This window comes from Sporosarcina sp. Y1004, from assembly GCF_057669665.1.
Genome location: NZ_JBYHFQ010000009.1, coordinates 18410 through 42576, shown reverse-complemented (window position 1 = coordinate 42576; position 24167 = coordinate 18410). Strand labels below are relative to the sequence as shown.

The window sequence follows — 24167 nt, the reverse complement described above, 5'->3', positions numbered from 1 at the left end:
CGATAGTTGATGAGGAAAACGAAAATAGTATGTACAATTGGTCCCGCAAGTGAGTCCCCAGAATTATTGGAACAACTTATAGATGCGGGCATGAACGTAGCCAGGTTGAATTTTTCCCATGGTAATCATCAAGAGCATAAAGCACGTATTGACACTATCAAAAAAGTTGCACGTGAAAAAGGGAAAGTTGTAGGAATCTTGCTTGATACGAAAGGTCCTGAAATTCGGACACATTCGATGGAGAATGGAAAAGTGGAACTCGTAGCAGCCGAAAAAATAGATATTTCCATGACACAAGTTGTAGGAAATAATGATGTATTTTCAGTCAGTTACGAAAAATTGATTGAAGATGTAAGTGAAGGATCTATCATATTATTAGACGATGGACTAATTCAGTTAGAAGTTACAGGCACAGATGAAAGTCAGGGATTAATTCATACATTGGTCGTTAATTCAGGTACATTGAGTAATAACAAAGGTGTTAACGTACCTGGTGTTTCGGTCCAGCTACCAGGAATGACAGAGAAAGACGCGGAGGATATCTTGTTCGGCATTAAAGAGGGCGTTGACTTCATAGCGGCATCGTTCGTTAGGCGTGCTTCGGACGTGATGGAAATACGATCACTTCTTGAGAAAAATGGCGGCTCTAACTTACAGATTATCCCTAAAATCGAGAATCAGGAAGGCGTCGACAACATCGATGAAATTTTGGCTGTCTCGGATGGCCTAATGGTTGCGCGTGGAGATCTAGGCGTTGAAATTCCTCCTGAAGCAGTTCCGCTCGTTCAGAAGAATTTGATTGAAAAATGTAATCAGGCTGGAAAAGCGGTAATCACTGCAACGCAAATGCTTGATTCGATGCAAAGAAATCCCCGTCCAACCCGTGCAGAAGCAAGTGATGTCGCAAACGCGATTTTTGACGGTTCTGATGCAATCATGCTCTCGGGAGAAACGGCTGCTGGAATTTATCCAGTTGAATCTGTACGTACAATGGATCGCATTGCATGTGCCACAGAAGAGGCTATCGATTACCGTTCAGTCGTTTCAACAAGAAGACGTGAAAAACATGGTAATATGACAGAAGCCATTGGACAAGCGGCTGCATACACAGCCATTAACTTGAAAGTGAAGGCCATTCTTGCACCGACAGAGAGCGGACATACGGCTAAAATGATAGCCAAATACCGACCGGGTTGTCCTGTTATCGCGGTTACATCATCAGAAGCTGTGTCTAGAAAGCTGTCACTTGTTTGGGGCGTCTATCCAATTGTTGGTAAAAAAGTGAGTTCAATTGATGAAATCCTCCAGGAATCTGTGGAAGAAAGTGTTAAACATCAATATGTCGGACATGGTGATGTAGTAATCATTACTGCTGGAGTTCCAGTCGGAAAGGCTGGCACTACGAATTTGATGAAAATCCATGTCATCGGTGATTTACTTGCGCGTGGACAAGGAATCGGGAAAGATGTCGCTTTCGGCCGTACCATAGTTGCTAAAAATGCTGATGAGGCACTGTCATATGATACAACAGGAGCGATTCTTGTTACGAACGGTTCCGATCGCGATATGATGCCTGCAATTGAAAAATGCGCAGGGCTAATAACAGAAGAAGGCGGGCTAACAAGCCATGGTGCTATTGTGGGTCTTAGTCTTGGTATACCTGTAATTGTCGGAGTCAAAGATGCTACAAAACTGATTCGCCATGGCAATGAGGTTACAATGGATGCTGAATCAGGTGTTATCTATAATGGACGCGCCAGCGTACTCTAAATAAATCAAGGCTGCTTCCGAAATAATCGGTGAGCAGCCTTTTTAGGAGATGAAATTAATTGTGAAATGGCTAGTACTCCTTTTCATTGCTGTCCCGACAGCTGAACTCGCGTTGTTAATCTATTCGGGGAAAACACTTGGTCTGTTACCAACAATTTCAATTATTTTAATAACGGCAATAGGTGGAGCCTACCTCGCCAAACGCCAAGGGATGAAAGCTTGGACTGAACTTAGGACACGTATGACAGTTATGGAGACTCCCGGCGATGCAATGATTGATGCAGTCTGTATTCTTTTTGGAGGAATCTTGTTAATCATGCCTGGATTTCTAACGGATCTAACAGGATTATTATTACTATTTAAGGGACCAAGGAATCTAATCAGACCATTTATCCAAAAATGGATTTATAATAAGATGAAAAATGGACAAATCGTCATCCGCTAAACAAGGGGTGCCGTCTAACTCTGAGTGCTGCAAATAGAAGGAATGGGGTCAATAACATACCGGGTAACCCGAATAGATAAAAGGAAGTCGCCGTTATGAAAAAAGCATGGATAGGCTTCAAATGGAAAGTAGATGCCCACATATACGATTCAGCCATTTGTCGTGTCGTCATTGCGAATAAATAGAGTAATATGAGCGAAATACCAATGAATAGGTTATTCGTATATATGAAGAAAGCGGCCATTGGTAAGAGAAAAAGACCGATTCCGATAAACGGCAGGCTATCTGCAAGGGAGATTAGAAAGGCATTACCAATTGGAGACTCGAATCGAAGAAACATGAATCCTATTGTTAAGATTAAGAAGGTAAGGAAAAATAATCGGGCTTCCACTGAAACAAAAGTTCCAATTAATTTACCGGACTCCGTAAATATTCTTTTTGCAGGCTTACGTATTTGGATAGGGAAATAGACTAAAAACCAGTAACGATTTTTTCCGGATTCCCGCAAAGCGAAAAAATATGCAACTAGGAAAATGAACAGACTAAAAAGTCGTTGAAATACAGTGGAAATAATTGTTACCGTGTATTCCAATAATGCATGTCCATACTCCACAACTTTATCTTCAAGGAATGATAATAATTTACTGGCAAGATCCGTATTCTGTGTAAAAGGTGCAATATGCTTTTCGACGGCGGGCACCGTATCAATAAGACCATGAAGTGCAATGTATGTGAAAGCACTTATTAAAAAAAGCATAAGTGTCATTACAAAAAGGGTTGCAATCGTAAGCGGCAACTTTGTAATTGTGCGGATGGCGTGCAAAGTAGGTGCTGTAAAATAAGCGAAAATGACAGCGATTGCTGCTGGAGGGACTGTAAACAGAATAATTCCCGTCAAAATAACAGGCAGCCACTTTATTAGGATTAAGCGAAAAGCTTGTTGTTTGCTGTGATTGTCGGACATTCTACAACTCCTTCATTACAAGTTAAAAAAACAAAAGCAAGCGTATCCATTCACAAAGATGACAAAATTGATTATAATGGTTGTTGTAAGCGTTTTTAAGTAGATTAATTATAATTATTAGCAGATCAGTTGACATTCTGCTTTTTTTTGCGGAGTGGACGAATGAACTGAAAGAAGGAGCGTTTTATATGACATCAACCAAAGGGTTGGAAGGAGTCGTAGCGACACAGTCAGCAATTAGTTCAATTATTGATGACACACTTACATACGTCGGCTATGATATTGACGATCTTGCAGAAAACGCCAGCTTTGAAGAAGTAATTCATCTTCTATGGCATCAGCGTTTGCCAAAAGAGGACGAGCTTGCAGAGCTGAAAAAACAACTTGCGGCTAACATGTCTCTTCCTAAAGAAGTACTTAATCATTTTAAAATGTATCCAATCGGGGAAGTACACCCGATGGCGGCACTGCGCACTGCAGTATCCCTTTTAGGATTATACGACGACAAAGCGGAAGATATGTCTGAAGAGGCTAATTACGAAAAAGCAATTAAGCTACAAGCAAAAATAGCGACAATCGTTACTACATTTTCTCGTATTCGCAAAGGTCTTGAGCCGGTTGCTCCGAAGGAAGAATTGGGCTATGCAGAAAACTTCCTATACATGTTGACTGGTGAAATGCCTGCTGAAATTGCGATTGAAGCATTCGACAAAGCTCTAGTACTTCATGCGGACCATGAGCTAAATGCATCGACATTCACTGCACGCGTATGTGTTGCGACACTTTCTGATATTTATTCAGGTGTTACGGCTGCTATCGGTGCACTCAAAGGACCGCTTCACGGCGGTGCAAACGAGCAAGTAATGAAAATGCTGATGGAGATTGGTTCAGAAGACAAAGTTGAATCTTATATCAGAGAAAAACTGGATAACAAAGAAAAAATCATGGGCTTCGGACATCGTGTTTATCGTAAAGGTGATCCGCGTGCAAAACACCTTCGTGAAATGTCTAAACGTTTGACTGAACTTCGCGGAGAAGAAAAGTACTACAATATGTCCAGTAAAATAGAAGAAATCGTTACAGGCGAAAAGAACTTACCGCCAAACGTCGATTTCTATTCTGCTTCTGTTTACCATTCGCTGGAAATAGATCACGATCTATTTACGCCGATTTTTGCAGTGTCTCGTATTTCGGGATGGATTGCACATATTCGTGAACAATATGCGAATAATAGGCTGATTCGCCCTCGTGCTGATTACACAGGACCGGGCTTGCAGAAATACGTACCGATTAAAGAACGATAAGCACTATAAATAAAAAATAACTAGGGGCGGAATTTACAATAGCCAGCCCTCTGATTTGAAATTGGGAGGAAATTAATTATGACTAACGGTGGAAAAATTACAGTAACAGACGGTGTTTTAAATGTACCTGATCACGCAACAATTCCATTTATAATCGGTGACGGTACTGGTCCGGATATTTGGCATGCAGCATCACGCGTTCTAGAGTCAGCTGTCGATAAAGCTTACGGTGGCAAGAAAAAACTTATCTGGAAAGAAGTTCTTGCTGGGGAGAAAGCATTCAATGAAACTGGCGAATGGCTACCACAAGCAACACTTGATACAATTGATGAGTATTTAATTGCTATTAAAGGTCCACTTACTACACCAATCGGCGGCGGTTTCCGTTCATTGAACGTTGCACTTCGCCAAGAATTGGATCTTTACACTTGCCTACGTCCAGTACGTTACTTTGAAGGTGTTCCTTCACCTGTTAAACGTCCTGAAGATTGCGATATGGTTATTTTCCGCGAAAACACGGAAGATATCTATGCAGGTATTGAATACAAAGAAGGTACACCTGAAGCGAAAAAAGTAATCGAATTCCTACAAAACGAAATGGGAGTTAAAAATATCCGCTTCCCAGAAACTTCTGGAATCGGTATTAAACCTATTTCTGAAGAAGGTACAAAACGTCTAGTACGTGCTGCTCTTACTTATATTATTAAAGAAGGCCGCAAGTCATTGACGCTTGTCCATAAAGGAAATATCATGAAGTTTACAGAAGGCGCATTCAAAAACTGGGGCTATGAAGTTGCTGAACAAGAGTTCGGCGATAAAGTCTTCACATGGAACCAATATGATGCAATCAAAGATGCTGATGGAACTGATGCTGCAAACAAAGCACAAGCTGAAGCTGAAGCAGCAGGCAAAATCATCGTTAAAGATGCAATTGCTGATATCTTCTTGCAACAAATCTTGACACGTCCAAAAGAGTTTGATGTTGTAGCGACAATGAACTTGAATGGCGACTATATTTCTGATGCTCTTGCTGCACAAGTTGGCGGAATCGGAATCGCTCCTGGAGCAAACATTAACTACATTTCAGGTCATGCAATTTTTGAAGCAACTCATGGTACTGCACCGAAATATGCAGGACTTGATAAAGTTAACCCTTCTTCACTTCTACTTTCAGGCGTCTTGATGCTTGAGCACCTTGGATGGAATGAAGCGGCAGCTATGATCACTGCTTCAATTGAAGAAACAATTGTTTCTAAAGTTGTAACTTATGACTTTGCTCGTCTTATGGACGGTGCAACAGAAGTTAAAACATCTGAATTCGCAGATGAATTGATCAAAAACCTTAAATAATAAATCTATTAGCGGTGGAAGAGCCCAACTTTCTGTTCGTTGAAAATTTAAATCATTTATATGAGGGGTCTGTCCCCTCATATAAACGATTAAAAGGAGAGGCAACTCATGACAATGAAACGTAAAAAAGTCTCGGTTATCGGTTCTGGTTTCACAGGCGCAACGACAGCATTTCTTCTGGCTCAAAAAGAGCTTTGTGATGTAGTTATCGTAGATATTCCGCAAATGGAAAACCCAACAAAAGGGAAAGCGCTTGATATGATGGAAGCCGGACCTGTACAAGGTTATGATGCGAATATTATAGGAACTTCAGATTACACGGATACAAAAGACTCTGACATTGTCATAATCACAGCTGGTATTGCGCGCAAGCCCGGTATGAGTCGTGATGATCTTGTTCAGACGAATCAAAAAGTCATGAAAATCGTTACTGCTGAAATAGTAAAACATTCTCCAGATACAACAATTATCGTATTAACTAACCCGGTAGATGCAATGACATACACAGTCTATAAAGAATCCGGATTACCGAAAGAACGTGTTATCGGGCAATCAGGAGTCCTTGACACTGCGCGCTTCCGGACGTTTGTAGCACAAGAATTGAACTTATCTGTAAAAGACGTAACCGGATTCGTACTTGGTGGACACGGCGACGACATGGTTCCGCTTATCCGTTACTCATACGCGGGTGGTATTCCACTCGAAACGTTGATTTCGGCTGAACGACTAGAAGTAATTGTAGACCGTACACGTAAGGGTGGAGCTGAAATCGTAAACCTACTAGGTAATGGTTCAGCTTACTACGCTCCTGCGGCATCACTCGTTGAAATGGCTGAAGCAATCCTGAAAGATCAGAAACGTGTACTTCCTTCGATTGCATACTTAGAAGGCGAATATGGTCTAGATGGAATTTATATCGGCGTTCCGACAGTACTCGGTGCTGGCGGTATTGAGAAGATTATTGAGCTTGATTTGACTGAAGCTGAAAAAGAGGCATTGTCAAATTCTGCTGAATCGGTTAAAGCAGTTATGAAAGTTCTTGTATAATATTCTAATTAGTCAATCGAGTAGCCTATGCTACTCGATTTTTTTTCTGATTATTGGTAAACTTACTGTATTACATATTGAGGGGGATATAAGTTGATATTAGGGAAGAAAAGGCGTCTCGGAAGAAAAATCGAAGAGATTACTGTCGGTGAAAAGTTGAAGTTAACCGAGAAAATCGAGGATAAAGATTTGCTGCTTTATCTAGGGTTAACAAACGATAGTAACCCACTATATATTCAACATGATTACGCTTCGCAGACAGCCTATGAAAAGCCTATTGTACCGACTATTATGCTAACAGGAATTGTTACATCTGCCGTCTCAAAGTATTTGCCAGGACCAGGTTCACATATTGTACAACAACAGTTATCATTTCCAAAAGCGGTCTATCACTATTCAATAATTAACATCTTACTAGAAGTCATTCATGTTGATAGAGAAATGAATGCGATAGAAATTTCAATCGAAGCACATGATGATGAGGAAGAAATTGTTATTTCAGGGACAGTGACAGTTATTCCGCCGAAAGTGGAAGAGCGTCTAACATCGCAAGCGATGGAAAACTTTTGACGGGAGATTGATGGAAGATGAGTTCAAGTGGAAAGAAAATATTGATTGTTGATGACGAACAGCCGATTCGGACGCTTCTAGAGTATAATTTGAAGCAAGCGCAATATGAAATAATCACCGCAGTGGATGGAGAAGAAGCTATACTGAAATCAGAAACAGAAAATCCTGATTTAATATTGCTAGACTTAATGCTTCCGAAAATGGATGGAATAGATGTCTGTAAAATCTTAAGGCAGAAGGGACTCGATATTCCAATAATTATGCTAACGGCAAAAGGAGACGAGTTCGACAAAGTGCTTGGTCTTGAAATGGGTGCCGATGATTATATGACAAAACCATTCAGTCCCAGGGAAGTTGTTGCGCGCGTAAAAGCCGTACTGAGACGTACCGGTGAGAGGTCAGACCGTAACGATGAAAATGGCACATTGAGCTCTGGAAAGTTAATTGTTCATGCTGAGCAATATGAAGCTTTTCTAGATAAAGTAGAGTTGGAGTTTACCCCGAAGGAATTTGAACTACTTGTTCACTTTATGCAGAATAAAAATAGAGTCCTTTCTAGAGATCAGCTTTTAAGCGCGGTATGGAATTATGACTTTGCCGGTGATACCCGAATCGTTGACGTTCATGTAAGTCATTTACGGGAAAAAATCGAAGAAAATACAAAGAAACCTCTCTTCATCAAGACGGTAAGAGGAATTGGCTATAAATTTGAGGAGCCTAAACTTTGATGAAAGGTTTGTATTCCCGCTTAGTCATTGCTTGTGCAGTCCTTCTATCAGTACTACTAACTGGCCTCGGAATTGTTCTCGGTCAGTTTTTTCCTTTATTCGCGAATGACATTGCTGCCGAAGTACAGCAGAAATACTGGGGTTTTCTATTATTGACTTTACTCATTGCATTTATAATATCTCTTTTAATCGCAAAGCGAATGATGTTGCAATATGCCCGTCCAGTAGATGATGTTACAAGAGTAGCAATTCAAATTGCTAAGGGAGATCATCTCGCGAGAACACAGACGGACGAATCCGAATATGCTAATGAACTCGCAATTGCCATTAACAAAATAGCAAGTAATATGCAGGAAATATCTACACTACGAATGATGGAAAAAGAGCGTTTAAAAACACTTATAGAGAGTATGGGCAGTGGACTTCTAATGTTTGGTCGTGAAGGTTCAGTCAATCTTGTAAATGGTGTCTTTGAGAAGGCCTTTGGTTTTTCGAAGGAGGAACTGATCGGAAAGACATTAAAAACAATTGGATTGCCAGTGGATATTGAGAGTCTGATTGAAGATGTCTTTATGACTGAACAAGTTCGTGAAAAACAGGTCAGACTTGTGGGAAACGGAGACTTCTCCCATATGAGCGTTTATGGTGCACCGGTAATCGGGCGTCACGGTAATTGGCTAGGTATTGTCGTTGTCATGCATGATATTACGAAACTTGTAAAACTTGAAGAGGTTCGAAAAGATTTTGTTGCAAATGTCTCCCATGAACTCCGTACACCGATTACATCCATAAAAGGATTTACGGAAACGTTATTGGATGGCGCAATGAATGAACCTGTAATTATGAAAGAGTTTCTTGAAATCATTCAAAAAGAAAGTGATAGATTACATCTATTGATTGATGACCTGCTTGAATTGTCGGCAATGGAACGGGAAAACTTCACTCTTCAGTTTGCGCGTGTCAGTCTGAATGATGTTATCAATGATGCCTTGACAATTGTTTCATTAAGTTTGGAGCGCAAAAAGATGGATATTGACCTAGACATAACAGAGCAGATTGTCATTGATGGAGATGCAGGTCGATTAATACAAGTCATGGTTAATCTGCTATCGAACGCAATTAACTACTCGAAAGAACAAAAGAAAATTATTATTTCCATTAAACAAGTATCAGGAAATGCAATCATAGAAGTGCAAGATGAAGGAATCGGCATTAAACAAACAGAACTTGTTAGGCTGTTTGAACGTTTCTACCGTGTTGACCGAGCTAGAAGCCGAGAATCCGGGGGCACAGGACTTGGATTAGCTATCGTCAAACACCTTGTGGAAGCCCATGGAGGAACAGTTGAAGTGGAAAGCACAATTAACGTGGGTACGTTAATTCGTATTCAAATGCCTTTGCGCCAGGAAGAGTGAACGATCCATTTACTTTGGATCGTTTTTTATATTTATTGAGGCAATGTTTGTAAAGAACAAATTGGAGAAAATATGAAACTTTCAACTATTTAGAACGTATAACAGGTTATACATAAGAGAAGGGGGGCTTACAAATGAGTACACGACGTATTTTAATGACAGTCGGAATGGTTTTCGCTGGACTACTACTGTTAATCATTGCTTTCACAACATGGTATACTGTCGACGAATCTGAACAGGCTGTCGTTATCACATTTGGTAAAGCGGATACAACAGTGACAGATTCGGGACTTCATTTCAAATTACCATGGCCAATTCAAAGGGTTGAAATACTATCGAAAGAAACATTTAGTCTGCAATTCGGATATAAGCAAGATGCCGGGGGGGAGCTTGTTTCGTTCGATAAAGAAACCAAGATGATCACGGGGGATGAATACATTGTGCTTACTGATCTGGTTGTTCAATGGAAAATCACTGAACCGCAGAAGTATTTATTCAATGCGCAAGATCCGAAGGCAATTCTCCATGACGCAACTTCAGCATCTATCCGTTCCATCATAGGTAATTCGACGATAGATGCCGCACTGACGGATGGGAAAGCGGAAATTGAAGCACAGACACGTGAACTGCTTGCGACACTCATCGATAAGTATGATATCGGCATTGCCATACAAGGCGTCAAGCTGCAAGATGTCGAACTTCCGAATGCCGAAGTCCGTGCCGCCTTCACAGCGGTGACGGATGCACGCGAAACGAAAAACACGAAGACGAACGAAGCTGAAAAATATAAAAACCAAAAGAAAAATGAAGCAATCGGGGAAGTCGATGCCATCAAGTCGAATGCAATCGGGCAAAAGAAGGCGCGTACCGAGCTAGCCCTTGGTGATGTGGCTCTCTTCAATGATTTACTTGTAGAATACTCGAAGAATAAAGCAATCACGCGGCAGCGACTTGTCATTGAAACACTCGAACAAGTATTGCCGAAAGCAAAAATCTATATTATGAACGATTCAGGCGAAACGGTGAAATATCTTCCATTACAGCAAATGGAGAATACAACACCTCCACCAGCTGAACCGAAAACGGAAGGGGATGGAAACTGATGGCGAATGACGATAATCCATTTAAATCCATCGAGGAAAAATTCCTGGAAAGACAGCGTGCAAAACAGAAAGCATCTAAAGCAACCAAAGCAACAGGTACACCTGTTACACCTAAAGCACCGCTTGAAATAAAAAAATATGCGAAACTGACGCTTATCCTCACTGCACTATTTGCATTAATGGTCATAGTAATCGCCAATATATTCGTCGTTAAAGAAGATGAATACCGAGTCGTCCGCCAATTTGGGGAAATTAAGCGCATTGTTCATGAACCGGGGATGAACATGAAAATACCGTTCATACAAAGTGTCACAACTCTTCCTAAGAGTTTGATGAGTTATAGCGTATCTGAAGAGGAAATCAATACAAAGGATAAGAAACGTATTATCATTGACAACTATTCAGTTTGGAGAATCACAGATCCTGGAAAAATGATTTCAAACGCGAGGAATATTGTAAATGCCGAATCGCGGTTGGGGGAATTCATTTACTCTGTTGTTCGGACTGAACTTGGTCAGTTGAACTATGTAGATGTCGTAAATGATGAAAACTCTTCCCGAGGTAGTATGAATGATCGTGTGACGAAGCGGGTAAATGAGTTTTTGGCTGAAGGGAACTACGGTATCGAAGTTGTGGATGTCCGTATGAAGCGTATCGACTTACCTGAAGAAAATGAACAGTCGATTTATACACGGATGATTTCCGAACGTCAGTCGACTGCACAATCCTATTTATCACAAGGGGATGCAGATAAACGTCGGATTGAAGCGGAGACAGACCGTGAAGTTCAGGAAATGTTGGCAACTGCGAAAAAGGAAGCTGCAATCATCCATGCGGAAGGGGAATCCGAAGCGGCAAAAATTTATAATAATGCATTTTCAAAAGACCCAGAGTTTTATAATTTGTATCGCACACTTCAATCGTATACGAAAACAATTGGTGAGGACACAATGATCATCATCCCTGCTGATTCCCCATACGCCAAAGTATTGACAGGCTATCTAGATTAAGTAAGAACGAATAACCTGCAACAAGCTCCATATGACTTGTCATATGGAGAGAGAGCCGAGGTTTACTAAAAAACACGTCATTTTCAATTCTTCTTGCCCTCGTGTAAGATGAATGAAGATGACGTGTTTTGAATAGGAGTGGAGCGTACGTGACGACTAAGAAAATTGTATTACTTGACGGAAACAGTCTTGCATACCGGGCATTTTTTGCATTGCCTTTATTGACAAATGATAACGGAATCCATACGAACGCAGTATATGGTTTTACAATGATGTTACAAAATATCTTAGAGGAAGAAAAACCTACGCATATATTAGTTGCATGGGATGCTGGAAAAACAACGTTCAGGCATAAAACATTCGGAGAATATAAAGGCGGACGACAAAAAACACCACCCGAGTTGTCCGAGCAATTTCCCTATTTGCGCAAGCTTCTTGATGCGTACAAAATTCCACAGTACGAACTTGATCAGTATGAAGCAGATGATATTATCGGAACACTAAGTAAAAAAGGCGATGCGGATGGTTCTGAAATTGTAGTCATTTCGGGGGATAAGGATTTAACGCAACTAGCAAGCAACCATACAACGGTGTTCATTACCCGAAAAGGGATGACGGATATTGAAAAATATACGCCTGATCACGTGATGGAGAAGTATGGGATTGAGCCACATCAGATTATCGACATGAAAGGACTAATGGGTGATGCATCAGATAACATTCCCGGTGTTCCGGGAGTTGGCGAAAAAACAGCGCTTAAATTATTGATTGAATATGGCTCCATCGAAAATGTATACAAATCACTGGGAAATATTACTGCAAAAAAACTGAATCAGAATTTAACTGAAAATCAAGAGCAGGCATTTATGAGTAAAGACCTCGCGACAATCGAAGTCAATGCTCCCATTACAGTCTCAATAAATGATCTTGCATATGACGGCCCTGATATGGAAGAAGTAATTAGTATTTACAGCGAATTGAAATTCAAAACGCTCCTCGATAAAATCACACCACAAGCGGCAGAGGAGCCGAAAAAAGCTATTGAGGTTACAATCGTTTCCGAGCTGTTCGAAAAAGATTTGTCAAATGAGATGGCAATCCATGTCGAAATGATGGACGACAATTATCTGACTGCGCAGATTCTAGGTATAAGTTTGGCAGATGAAAAAAACATTCTGTTCGTCCCAGTTGAAGTTGCACAGAACAGTGAAGCGTTCAAGCAGTGGCTACAAAAGACGGACAAGTTAAAATACACATCTGATTCCAAAGCGGCATTCGCCTCACTCGCGGGGCTTGGTTTGGATGCAGAAGGTTTCCAGTTCGATCTATTACTTGCCACATACATCGTCAACCCTTCAACAAATTACACTGACGTGGCCTCTGTTACCCGTGAATTCGGTTATACAGAAGTCGAACAGGATGAGGTGATTTATGGAAAGGGTGCTAAGAAAGCGGTTCCTGCAACAGAAGTGATTGCTGATCATGCTGGCAGAAAAGCACAAGCGATTTGGAAACTGCATGCAGAGATTGAAGAAAAATTAAAAGAAAACAACCAATATGATCTTTACCATGAACTTGAACTGCCGCTTGCAGCCATTCTAGGGAAAATGGAAACTACAGGCGTTATGGTCGACAGGAAGACACTCCTTACTATAGGAACTGAGTTATCGGCGAAACTTGCTACACTTGAAACAACTATTTATGAAATTGCAGGAGAGAAATTTAATATTAATTCACCTAAACAGCTAGGCGTCATTCTCTTCGAAAAAATTGGGCTTACGCCGATTAAAAAGACGAAGACTGGCTATTCAACAGCAGCTGATGTGCTTGAGAAACTCGAAAGTGAACATGAGATAATCAGCCATATTTTAAATTACCGTCAACTTGGTAAATTGAATTCAACATATATTGAAGGGTTATTGAAAGAGATTCATGAAGATGGAAAAATTCATACCCGATTCCAACAAGCACTCACAACAACAGGACGTCTAAGTTCCATTAATCCCAATTTGCAAAACATTCCTGTACGACTTGAGGAAGGAAGGAAAATACGTGCAGCGTTCGTTCCTTCTGAACCGGGCTGGTACTTATTTGCTGCCGACTATTCCCAAATTGAACTTCGTGTACTTGCACATATGTCTCAGGATGAAAAAATGATTGAAGCTTTTCACGAAGGTGCAGATATTCATACAAAAACAGCAATGGATGTATTCGGCGTTGAAAAAGACCTCGTGACTTCAGATATGCGGCGGGCAGCCAAAGCCGTCAACTTTGGGATTGTATATGGTATTAGTGATTACGGACTTTCACAAAACCTCGACATTACGAGAAAAGATGCTGCTAAATTTATTGACACCTATCTCAGTAGTTTTCCAGGTGTCAAACAGTATATGAATGATATCGTTGCAGAAGCGAAAAGAAAAGGCTATGTGACGACGCTCATGAACCGCAGGCGTTATTTACCGGAAATCACAAGTTCGAATTTCAATTTAAGAAGTTTTGCAGAACGAACAGCCATGAATACACCGATTCAAGGAAGTGCGGCAGATATAATTAAGAAAGCTATGATTGAAATGGCTAAACGCCTTGAAGTGGAAGGCATGCAGACACGTATGCTCTTGCAAGTGCACGATGAACTTATCTTTGAAGCACCGGAAAATGAAATTGAAAAATTAAAGGAAATCGTACCTGAAGTGATGGAATCCGCAATTGCACTTGACGTACCATTAAAAGTGGACTGGGCGTTTGGATTATCCTGGTACGAAACGAAGTGAGGTAAGAAAATGCCTGAACTGCCAGAAGTAGAAGGGGTCGTCCGGGCACTCGCACCTATTGCGAGAGGAAGGACTATCCAAGAAGCGATTGTTTCAGAGACGGTCATTAAATCTAAACAACTAGGTAAAGAAGCTGTGATAAAGGGAATTACAACTGAAGATTTCATTTTAGAAATGGCTGGAATGACCATTTTAGATGTTACGCGTCGAAGTAAATATATATATTTTCATTTAACGAAAAACAGTAAAACTTGTCTCCTGGTCAGTCATCTGGGTATGACAGGAGCCTGGTTCACTGTCAACACGGTAGAAGAGATAACGGAAGCGAAATTCCGCAAACATGTGCACGTTATCTTCAAACTGGAAGATGGAGGATTGCTTGTCTACTCAGACATTCGTCGTTTTGGAGAATTACGGCTTCTCGGATGTGAAGCGGATCATCCGCCGTTATTGAAAATGGCGCCTGAGCCTTTCGCTTCCGAAGCGCGCCTTCACTTTCTTGAGTGTGCTTCAACTCCGAAATATGCTTGTAAACCAATTAAAGAAGTCATCATGGATGGTCAGGTGTTATCGGGATGTGGAAATATTTATGCAACAGAAGCGCTGTTTAAGATGCACATTCATCCTGGTAGAACAGCGGAACGGATAAGCTTAAGACGGAAAAACGAATTGTTCGATGAAATCGTAGCCATTTTACAGGAAAGTATCGATGCAGGCGGGAGTTCCATTTCAGATTACCGTAATATTAATGGTGAAGCAGGAACAATGCAGGATCGGCTTAAAATGTATGGTAGGAAAGTTTGCCCTGTTTGTGGCACAGCTACTAAGAGTATGAAAATTGCTAGCAGGACATCCGTTTATTGTCCAAAATGCCAGAAATGATTGATAGGAGGCCTTCTAAGCTATGATTATCGGATTAACTGGCAGTATTGCAAGTGGAAAGAGCACTGTTTCCGCTATGCTGAAGAAAAAAGGTTACCCTATAGTAGATGCGGATGAAATAGCACGACTGGTAGTGGAGCCGGGGAGTCCGGTCCTTATGGAGATTGTCCGCGTATTCGGACAAGATATAGTACATGAGGATGGATCTCTAAATCGAGAAAAACTGGGCGCGCGTATTTTTGGACATGAAGATGAGCGCAGAATATTAAATGGAATCATGCACCCTGCTATTAGAAAAGAGATGCTAAGACAAAAAGAGCACTGGGTCTTAGCAGGCTCAAATACAGTCATACTGGATATCCCGCTTTTGTTTGAAAGTAAACTACAATCCTTTGTGGATAGAATCATAGTCGTGTCCGTAACTCCAGAGATCCAGAAACAAAGGCTTATTGCGCGTAATGTGTTATCGGAAGAAGAAGCAAATGCACGAATCAAATCTCAGCTTTCAATGGAAGAAAAGGAACTGGGTGCAGATGCGGTATTACACAATAATGAGACAGTAGAGCACACGGGGCGACAGCTTGATGCGATACTATTAGATTGGAATGCGCAACCATAATCATTATCTGAATAGATGAAAAACGTAATAAATAGTTAATATGCTTTTTTCTGAATTAATATGTGTTATACTAATGAGCGAATAAACACGTATTGTATAACATACATATTGGAGGATCTATATATGACTACTTCTATTGCGATTAACGGGTTCGGAAGAATTGGACGGATGGTTTTCCGTCAAATGATTAGAGAAGAAGATGTGGAAATTGTTGCGATAAATGCAACGTATCCATCAGAAACACTTGCTCATCTTATAAAATACGATACGAATCATGGTACATTTGATGGTGAAGTGATTGCAGAAGAAAATGCAATTGTCGTCAATGGAAAACGAGTGAAAATCGTTTCTGACCGCGATCCGCTTAACTTGCCTTGGAAGGAACTCGGTATTGATATTGTCATCGAAGCGACTGGTAAATTCAATTCCCGAGACAAAGCTGCACTTCACCTTGAAGCTGGAGCAAAAAAAGTCATTATCTCTGCTCCAGGTAAAAATGAAGATGTGACAATTGTAATGGGAGTCAACGAAGATAAATTCGATATTAAAAAACATGATATCATTTCAAATGCTAGCTGCACGACAAACTGTTTAGCTCCTGTAGCTAAAGTACTCAACGATACATTCGGCATCGAAAATGGGTTAATGACGACTGTACACGCATACACGAACGATCAAAAAAACTTGGATAATCCGCACAAGGATCTTCGTCGCGCACGTGCATGTGGGCAATCTATCATTCCTACGTCAACTGGGGCTGCAAAAGCATTAGCGCTTGTACTTCCTGAATTGGAAGGGAAAATTCACGGGATGTCTCTACGGATACCGACGCCTAATGTTTCACTAGTTGACCTAGTTGTGGATTTAAAGCAAGATGTTACAGTAGAAATGGTTAATGACGCGTTTATAAAGGCGTCAACTGGGGCTATGGCAGGTATCCTTCGTCTTACGACAGAGCCACTTGTATCCATCGATTTCAATACAACAACGGACTCCGCTATCATTGACGGCCTCTCAACAATGGTTATGGCTAATCGTAAAGTGAAAGTGCTTGCCTGGTATGATAATGAGTGGGGTTACTCTGCTCGTGTTGTTGATTTAACGAAAAAAGTAGCTGCTGCATTAAAAAAAGATGCGCTGGTTTAATCATAAATAGCAAGCGTCCTCCTAATCAATATAATATGATTAGGAGGACGCTTTTTTGGTTTGTCCAATGATATTTCCCCTCCATTCTGATTTTTTGGGACATGTTCTGTTATAATTAAGTTATTATCTAAGAAAAATCGGAGGAACCAACTTATGAAATGTCCAGCTTGCCAATACAATGGCACCCGGGTCGTCGATTCCAGACCTGCCGAGGAGAATAAATCTATCCGACGTCGCAGGGAATGTGAACAATGCGCGTTCCGATTCACGACATTTGAAAAAGTTGAGGAAACACCACTGATTGTCGTGAAAAAGGATGAGTCACGTGAAGAATTTAGTGGGGAAAAAGTACTCAGAGGACTAATCCGTGCTTGTGAAAAACGTCCGGTCCAACTTGAAGACTTGAAAAACATTGTTACTTCGATTGAAAAAGAATTGAGAAGTGCAGGTGTCGTAGAGATTAATTCCGATGATGTAGGAGAAATGGTTATGGAACGACTTTCTGAAGTTGATGAAGTCGCATATGTCAGATTTGCTTCGGTCTATCGCCAATATAAAGACATCACGGTTTTCATAGAAGAATTGCAAAACTTACAAAAGCGAACTAAAAAATAACGTATCCCATTTAGATAGGAAGTAGAGTTGCAATGGCACCACTTTATAAAGAGCTACAACCAGTTGATGCATACAAGATTCGGTTAACGCAGCCATTTTCGGATTATGATCGCCAACTCCTCACCTTATTTTATCAGCCACTGATTGGTCCTGGAGCAATGAGTCTGTTTATGACATTGTGGGCGGATGCGGAGCGGGAGGATGATCGTGAATATAATCATTACCATCTAATGAACATTTTGACGATGCCGCTAGGACCTGTTTTCGAGGCCAGGATTTCTCTTGAAGCAATTGGTTTGCTGCGTACGTACAAGAAGAAAGATGGGGATGCAAGATTATTTGTTTACGAACTGCTTCCTCCACTGGATGCCAAAGCTTTTTTTCTAGATCCATTATTGTCGACATTCTTGTTTAGCAAAATTGGGGAACAGGCATACCGAAATCTACGTAGTCGTTTTGCGATAGAAAGTGTTAATGAATTCGGATTTGAAGATGTTTCACGTACATTTTTGGATGTGTATACACCCGTACAACAGGGTCATAGCTTGGATGTGGGCGAGGACCAGCAGTTTATCGGACGGAATGAATCGGAAGGTGTTCCATTCTTGCATTCCGACTTTGATTTCGACCTGCTTCGTTCGGGGTTATCTGAACAAATGGTCCCTAAAGCTTCATTATCTTCTGTTTCAAAGGAATCAATTGCAAAACTCGCATTCCTTTATTCGCTGACGCCATTAGATATGCAAAAAGTTATTATGATGGCACTTGATGAAGATCTTATGTTGCCAGAGGACAGATTACGTAAATCAGCTGCTGAATTTTATAAAATGAACGTTTCAAAAGAAGCACCAGTCTTACATAAAGTGTATGCGAAAGAACCACCTAAGCCTGAAACAGGAGTATTGTCGCAAGAAGAAGAATTGGTACATTATCTTGAAAATACGGCACCAATTGAAATGCTGCGTGATTTTATAGGAAAAGAGCCGGTATCGGTAGATGTGAAGCTTGCCGAAAAACTAATCAATACTCATGGATTGTCCGTTGGTGTCGTCAATGTCCTCTTGCAATACGTACTTTACCGTAATGATGGGAAAATAACGACCAGTTATGCTGAGCGGATAGCTTCCCATTGGATGAGCAAAAAGGTGGAAACTGTGAAAACCGCAATGGAAATTTCACGGAGTGAGCATGATCAGTATGTGAAGTGGAAAAATGAAGGTCAGAATACAGGACAGAAATCATGGCCAAGACGAAAACCTGCACGTGAAGAAAAAGTACCGGAATGGTTTTATAAAAAAGATGAAGAGAAAACAAAAACAGATGTACCTGTTAAGTCTTCTTCAGCTATTGATGAAGAACGTCGTAAATTACTTAAGGAATTAGGCGTAACAGGGGACGGGATGGTGAAGTGAAATGGAACATATTGGCGATACGCTGAAACGGGTTGTGAAATCACCGGCATTTGCTGCAAGGTATGATGAATTGCGAAAAGAAGTGATGGAGAGTCCAGGGGTACAACAATTTTTAACGGATCATTCCACTGAAGTTAATGGCGAAGTTGTTGAGCGGAGCTTAGGCAAGTTATACGAATATGCCACCGCTTCCCACAGTTGCGGAAAGTGTCCCGATCTTGAGGGATGTGTCAATATCATGAAAGGCTTCGAACCCAAATTATTACTCTCTCGCGAGCTAATTGACGTAGAATATATGAAATGCCCCAACAAGTTAATGGATGACAATCAGCGTAATATTACAAAGATGATTGATAGCATGTATATGCCTAAAGACGTTATGGAAGCAAAATTACAAAATATTGATATGTTTTTTGATGACAGTAGAGTAAAGGCAGTACGTGCTGCGAAAGACTTTTTGAATGTTTTCGATGAAACTGGAAAATTACCTGAACGCGGTTTGTACATCTATGGCCCGTTTGGAATTGGGAAATCGTTCGTGCTTGGAGCATTGGCCAATGAATTGGCGAATCGTAGAATACGGACAGTTGCTGTTTACGTTCCGGAATTTCTGAGAGAAATGAAGCAATCAATTCAAGATCACACGCTCAATGAAAAAATTGATTTTGTGAAAGGTGCACAAGTGCTAATGCTTGATGATATTGGTGCGGAAACGATGTCAGCGTGGACACGTGATGAAGTATTAGGAACAATTCTCCAATTCAGAATGGCAGAAAAGTTGCCCACTTTTTTCACTTCCAATTTTAATTATGCTGAACTTGAAGATCACCTGACGTATACACAGCGGGGAGAAAAAGAAGCAGTCAAAGCGGCTCGGATCATGGAAAGGATTCGAATGATTAGTAGCCCGGTACGGCTCCAAGGGAAAAATAGACGAGAAAAATAAAGAACTGGCACATGAATAAATTCATGTGCCAGTTCTTTATAATTTATTTATTATTTCTGTCGTTACGATTTGTACGTTTCTCATTTTGGTTGTTGTTGTTGTTGTTTTGATCTCTCAGCTTATCCACATCAAATGCAGCTCCAAACTCTTCACGCATGTCGTTTGGATTTTGGTTATTGTTGCGGTTTTGATTAGCATTTCGGTTCTGGTTTCTGTCGTTGTTGTTATTGTTATTGTTGTTGTTATTATTCGTCAAGATTATCACCTCCATGCACATATCATGTGTTCAAATGAGTTTATTATTCATTGGAAAACACTAAAATGTGAAAAGCATTGAAATGTTTCTTTCTTATTTTTTGATGGAATTTATTTATTAATACGTTTTTCGCTCATCAAATCACTTACCGTACCTAGTTGATATCCTTTTTTCTTGATCTCGTTTATCATGGTTTCAAGGCCTTCAAAAACAGGTTTTGTGGGGTGCATTAATACCATGGAACCATTCGCTACGCCCGATACAATGCGATTAACCATTTCAGAGGTTTCTGGCTTTTTCCAGTCGACTGTATCAATCGTCCATAAAATGGTTTTCATGTCCAGCTCACTGGCGACTAAAATCGTTTCTTGATTGAAACTTCCACTCGGTGGTGCAAACCAAATTGGTTTCATACCCAAGGTTTCCTCAATGATATCGTTTGTTTTTTTTAATTCTTCCAATGTATCAGCTCTGGAACGTTGTTTTAGGTCAGGATGACTATAAGCATGGTTTCCAATTTCATGACCTTCGAGATTGATCATTACAGCAAGATCGGGGTTATTCTTAACCCAACTTCCGTCAAAAAAGAATGTTGCTTTTACTTTGGACGTTTTTAGAGTTTTAAGAATACCCGGAATGTACTCATTACCCCAAGCGACATTGATTAACAAAGCTACCATTGGCTTTTCGGAGTTTCCTCTGTAAATTGGAGATGGATCTAAATCGTTCAAGTGGATTTTTGGCGATGTTTCTCTGTAAACAATTTTACTTTTATCAATTTCTTCATCGAGTTTCATGTTTTTATAACTGTTTTCAACATCTACTTCCAAGCCATTGTACCCTGGTATTGCTTTCCATACTCTGTCGATTTTTGCATCAATCGGTTCAATAATGTTTTGGTCGCGGTAAGCAACAATCTTTTTATAAAGATCATTCTCCGTGCCTTCTGAGAAAGTTGGGATAGGATTCTCAGTGTCTATCCTTGGGGAGCCAGCTGTCAGTACATTAGAAAGGATTCTTGGGACCGAAAGTAGTACGACGATAACTAACAAAATGTAAATAACATATTTTGCTTTATCCATATATATATTTTTTTGGAATCATAGAAATTCCTCCGTTCATATTAGTTAGTATTAGTAGGTTTCCCGTTCAACATTAGACTATGCGTGCTCTTTTTTATCTTTGCACGGAAAAAACACAAAAATGATATAGCTTACACAACCTAGGCGGCAAATTGTCTTACCCAGGAAATAATCACCATAAAACGGGTTAGAAAAGTCAAATTCTTCTAAGCCACAGATGTATTTGGAGATTGCTTAAGTATTCAATAAAATAGACTTGCATTTATTGCGCATTCAACGTATACTCAATTTTAATTAATAATCTGAAATGCATGGAAGAGGACAACAATCCTATCGTCTACCTATAGAGAACGGGGTCAATGGCTGGAAGCCCCTAAGGTTGGACGGATGATTTACCCCCTCAGAGCAGCATCGGTGAACTATACAGTAACCGATGACGGAATCCGGTCCGTTACCCGACGTCAAGCTTCATCATTTTAGTGTCTATTTGTTTGGCATCAACGGACAGATGTTTCAGTCATAAGCCATTCTAAGCAGTGCGAAAAAGCACAGCCTGGACTGAAGTATGCTGGTACATTTCTACTGGCCACGTATGCAATTCATGGGACTGAATTGAAGGAAGAAGGGTGGAACCGCGAGCTAAAGCTTCGTCCCTTTCCAGGGATGGGGCTTTTTTTGTTGTTCAATAATAAATTAGAGGAGTGCTTAATTATGACAAAAATGTTGAATTTGAAATTTCCGGATGGTGCAGTAAAAGAATATCCACAAGGTACAACTACTGAAGACGTGGCAGCATCTATTAGCCCAGGATTGCGAAAAAGTGCATTAGCCGGTAAATTGGGAGATACATTAATCGATTTAAAAACACCTATAACTGAAGACGGGGACATTGCGATTATTACACCCCAATCATCGGAAGCGCTTGAAATATTACGCCACAGTACAGCGCATCTACTAGCACAAGCAGTAAAACGTAAGTATCCAGATGCGAAATTAGGCATCGGACCGGTTATCGAAAGTGGTTTTTATTATGACATTGATTCGCCAGAACCGATAACAGCAGAAGATTTACCTGAACTCGAAAAAGAAATGAGAAGAATTATTGCTGAAAACTTCGAAGTGATTCGCCATGATGTTTCCCGCGAAGAAGCCGGGAAACGTTTCAAAGAGATTGACGACGAATATAAACTAGAACTTCTTGAAGCAATTCCTGAGGGCGAGCAAGTATCCATTTACGAACAAGGTGACTTTATCGATCTATGCCGTGGGGTGCATGTTCCTTCTACGGGGAAACTAAAGGAATTCAAACTGCTTAGTATTGCAGGCGCTTATTGGCGCGGCGATTCAAATAACAAAATGCTACAACGGATTTATGGAACAGCATTCTTCAAAAAAGATGAGTTGAAAGAGCATCTTCGTTTACTAGAAGAAGCGAAAGAGCGGGATCATCGTAAAATAGGTAAAGAACTCAATTTGTTTATGAACTCTCAAAAGGTCGGTCAGGGATTACCAATGTGGCTACCTAAAGGTGCAACAATTCGCCGAATAATTGAAAGATATATTGTGGATAAAGAAGAGAAATTGGGTTACGATCACGTCTATACACCTGTTTTAGGGAGTGTAGAGTTGTACAAAACTTCAGGTCACTGGGATCATTACCAAGACGGCATGTTCCCAGTAATGAGTATGGACAATGAAGACCTTGTCCTGCGTCCAATGAACTGCCCGCATCATATGATGATATACAAAAATAGTATTCATTCTTATAGAAACTTGCCGCTCCGAATTGCTGAACTTGGTACGATGCACCGTTATGAAATGTCAGGTGCATTATCAGGATTACAAAGGGTTCGAGGAATGACCCTAAACGACGCACATATTTTTGTACGTCCCGATCAGATTAAAGACGAGTTCAAAAAAGTAGTTCAACTTGTTATAGACGTTTATAAAGATTTCAATATCGAGGATTACTCATTCCGTGTTTCATACCGCGATCCAGCAGATAAGGAAAAGTATTTTGACGACGACGCCATGTGGAATCGTGCCCAAACAATGCTAAAAGAAGCGATGGATGAACTTGGACTTGATTATGTTGAAGCAGAAGGGGAAGCTGCATTTTACGGTCCAAAACTAGATGTACAAGTAAAAACAGCAATTGGTATGGAAGAGACATTGTCAACAGTTCAACTCGACTTCCTGCTTCCTGAGCGTTTTGACCTGACATATGTAGGTGAAGATGGAAAACAACATCGTCCGGTAGTTATTCATCGCGGTGTCGTTTCCACAATGGAACGTTTTGTTGCATTCCTGATTGAAGAATATAAAGGCGCTTTCCCAACTTGGCTGGCACCTGTTCAAGTTGAAGTAATTCCAGTTTCCCCTGACGCGCATTTCGATTATGCGGATGGCGTTCGTGAAAAATTGGTTGCTGCTGGATTCCGAGTTGATATTGATAGTCGTGAAGAGAAAATCGGTTACAAAATTCGTGAAGCTCAAATGCAAAAAGTACCTTATATGCTAGTTCTAGGCGATAAGGAAGTTGAATCGGGAGAAGTGAATGTTCGTAAATACGGAGAGCAGAACTCGGAAAGTATTCCGTTTGGCGATTTTCTTGCAAAACTTCAAAGCGAAGTAAGTAAAGTATAAGTAAAGTAGTTGACACTCTAATCATCTCGTGATAAAGTAAATAAGGTTAGTAATGACTGAATACAGTTTGTGGTATAAGAAGA

21 protein-coding genes are annotated in these 24167 nt (G+C 40.5%); 18 read left to right on the top strand and 3 right to left on the bottom strand.

Annotation, left to right across the window (positions count from 1 at the left end; genetic code table 11):
* The first annotated feature begins 9 nt into the window (after positions 1-9).
* Together pyk and AC25Y6_RS08485 are read left to right on the top strand one after the other, a co-directional pair.
* Positions 10-1770 (top strand): pyruvate kinase, encoded by a 1761-nt coding sequence (gene pyk / locus AC25Y6_RS08490; RefSeq protein ID WP_488142702.1) that lies wholly within the window; start codon positions 10-12, stop codon positions 1768-1770.
* A gap of 49 nt (positions 1771-1819) precedes the next feature.
* Complete coding sequence (locus AC25Y6_RS08485) at positions 1820-2215, top strand: FxsA family protein (protein ID WP_488142701.1); 396 nt, start codon at positions 1820-1822, stop codon at positions 2213-2215.
* Here the strand turns inward: AC25Y6_RS08485 and AC25Y6_RS08480 are convergent.
* The gene (locus AC25Y6_RS08480) at positions 2205-3179 is read right to left on the bottom strand and encodes an AI-2E family transporter (protein ID WP_488142700.1); all 975 of its coding nucleotides are present in this window, start codon (positions 3177-3179) and stop codon (positions 2205-2207) included. The genes AC25Y6_RS08485 and AC25Y6_RS08480 overlap by 11 nt on opposite strands.
* 188 nt (positions 3180-3367) lie before the next feature.
* Between AC25Y6_RS08480 and citZ the strand changes: the two genes are divergently transcribed.
* The 15 genes from citZ (at position 3368) to dnaI (ending at position 20100) form a co-directional block, all read left to right on the top strand.
* Positions 3368-4483 carry a citrate synthase gene (gene citZ / locus AC25Y6_RS08475; protein ID WP_482105019.1) on the top strand — a complete coding sequence of 372 codons (1116 nt, stop codon included), beginning with the start codon at positions 3368-3370 and terminating at the stop codon, positions 4481-4483.
* Positions 4484-4561: 78 nt separating this feature from the next.
* Entirely contained in the window at positions 4562-5833 is a 1272-nt protein-coding gene (icd, locus tag AC25Y6_RS08470; RefSeq protein ID WP_482105018.1) for an NADP-dependent isocitrate dehydrogenase, read from the top strand.
* Between the two features lie 108 nt (positions 5834-5941).
* A complete protein-coding gene (gene mdh, locus AC25Y6_RS08465) occupies positions 5942-6880 on the top strand; it encodes a malate dehydrogenase (RefSeq protein ID WP_488142699.1) in 939 nt (312 codons plus the stop codon).
* A gap of 93 nt (positions 6881-6973) precedes the next feature.
* Positions 6974-7450: a MaoC/PaaZ C-terminal domain-containing protein gene (locus tag AC25Y6_RS08460; RefSeq protein WP_482099767.1), complete on the top strand. Its 477-nt coding sequence runs from the start codon at positions 6974-6976 to the stop codon at positions 7448-7450.
* Positions 7451-7467: 17 nt separating this feature from the next.
* The gene (locus AC25Y6_RS08455; protein ID WP_488142698.1) at positions 7468-8178 is read left to right on the top strand and encodes a response regulator transcription factor; all 711 of its coding nucleotides are present in this window, start codon (positions 7468-7470) and stop codon (positions 8176-8178) included.
* On the top strand, positions 8178-9593 hold the full coding sequence (gene pnpS, locus AC25Y6_RS08450; protein ID WP_488142744.1) for a two-component system histidine kinase PnpS: 1416 nt from the start codon (positions 8178-8180) through the stop codon (positions 9591-9593). The genes AC25Y6_RS08455 and pnpS overlap by 1 nt, the downstream gene beginning before the upstream one ends.
* Positions 9594-9727: 134 nt before the next feature.
* Complete coding sequence (hflK, locus tag AC25Y6_RS08445) at positions 9728-10696, top strand: FtsH protease activity modulator HflK (RefSeq protein WP_488142697.1); 969 nt, start codon at positions 9728-9730, stop codon at positions 10694-10696.
* On the top strand, positions 10696-11706 hold the full coding sequence (gene hflC, locus AC25Y6_RS08440; protein WP_488142696.1) for a protease modulator HflC: 1011 nt from the start codon (positions 10696-10698) through the stop codon (positions 11704-11706). The genes hflK and hflC overlap by 1 nt, the downstream gene beginning before the upstream one ends.
* 149 nt (positions 11707-11855) lie before the next feature.
* Positions 11856-14480: a DNA polymerase I gene (polA, locus tag AC25Y6_RS08435; RefSeq protein WP_488142695.1), complete on the top strand. Its 2625-nt coding sequence runs from the start codon at positions 11856-11858 to the stop codon at positions 14478-14480.
* 9 nt (positions 14481-14489) lie between these two features.
* A complete protein-coding gene (gene mutM / locus AC25Y6_RS08430) occupies positions 14490-15362 on the top strand; it encodes a bifunctional DNA-formamidopyrimidine glycosylase/DNA-(apurinic or apyrimidinic site) lyase (RefSeq protein ID WP_488142694.1) in 873 nt (290 codons plus the stop codon).
* A 22-nt stretch (positions 15363-15384) separates the two neighbouring features.
* Complete coding sequence (gene coaE / locus AC25Y6_RS08425) at positions 15385-15981, top strand: dephospho-CoA kinase (RefSeq protein ID WP_488142693.1); 597 nt, start codon at positions 15385-15387, stop codon at positions 15979-15981.
* Between the two features lie 123 nt (positions 15982-16104).
* On the top strand, positions 16105-17127 hold the full coding sequence (locus AC25Y6_RS08420; protein WP_482099760.1) for a glyceraldehyde-3-phosphate dehydrogenase: 1023 nt from the start codon (positions 16105-16107) through the stop codon (positions 17125-17127).
* A 153-nt stretch (positions 17128-17280) separates the two neighbouring features.
* The gene (gene nrdR, locus AC25Y6_RS08415) at positions 17281-17742 is read left to right on the top strand and encodes a transcriptional regulator NrdR (RefSeq protein WP_482099759.1); all 462 of its coding nucleotides are present in this window, start codon (positions 17281-17283) and stop codon (positions 17740-17742) included.
* Between the two features lie 32 nt (positions 17743-17774).
* Positions 17775-19154: a replication initiation and membrane attachment family protein gene (locus tag AC25Y6_RS08410; RefSeq protein ID WP_488142692.1), complete on the top strand. Its 1380-nt coding sequence runs from the start codon at positions 17775-17777 to the stop codon at positions 19152-19154.
* A gap of 1 nt (position 19155) precedes the next feature.
* On the top strand, positions 19156-20100 hold the full coding sequence (gene dnaI, locus AC25Y6_RS08405) for a primosomal protein DnaI (RefSeq protein WP_488138793.1): 945 nt from the start codon (positions 19156-19158) through the stop codon (positions 20098-20100).
* 43 nt (positions 20101-20143) lie between these two features.
* On the opposite strand, the gene AC25Y6_RS08400 is transcribed toward dnaI, so the two are convergent.
* Together AC25Y6_RS08400 and AC25Y6_RS08395 are read right to left on the bottom strand one after the other, a co-directional pair.
* On the bottom strand, positions 20144-20356 hold the full coding sequence (locus AC25Y6_RS08400; protein WP_488142691.1) for a hypothetical protein: 213 nt from the start codon (positions 20354-20356) through the stop codon (positions 20144-20146).
* 110 nt (positions 20357-20466) lie between these two features.
* Positions 20467-21438, bottom strand: coding sequence for a polysaccharide deacetylase family protein (locus AC25Y6_RS08395; RefSeq protein WP_488142690.1), 972 nt, complete (start codon positions 21436-21438; stop codon positions 20467-20469).
* 711 nt (positions 21439-22149) lie between these two features.
* Here AC25Y6_RS08395 and thrS point away from each other — a divergent pair.
* On the top strand, positions 22150-24084 hold the full coding sequence (gene thrS / locus AC25Y6_RS08390; protein WP_488142689.1) for a threonine--tRNA ligase: 1935 nt from the start codon (positions 22150-22152) through the stop codon (positions 24082-24084).
* The last annotated feature ends 83 nt before the right edge of the window (positions 24085-24167 follow it).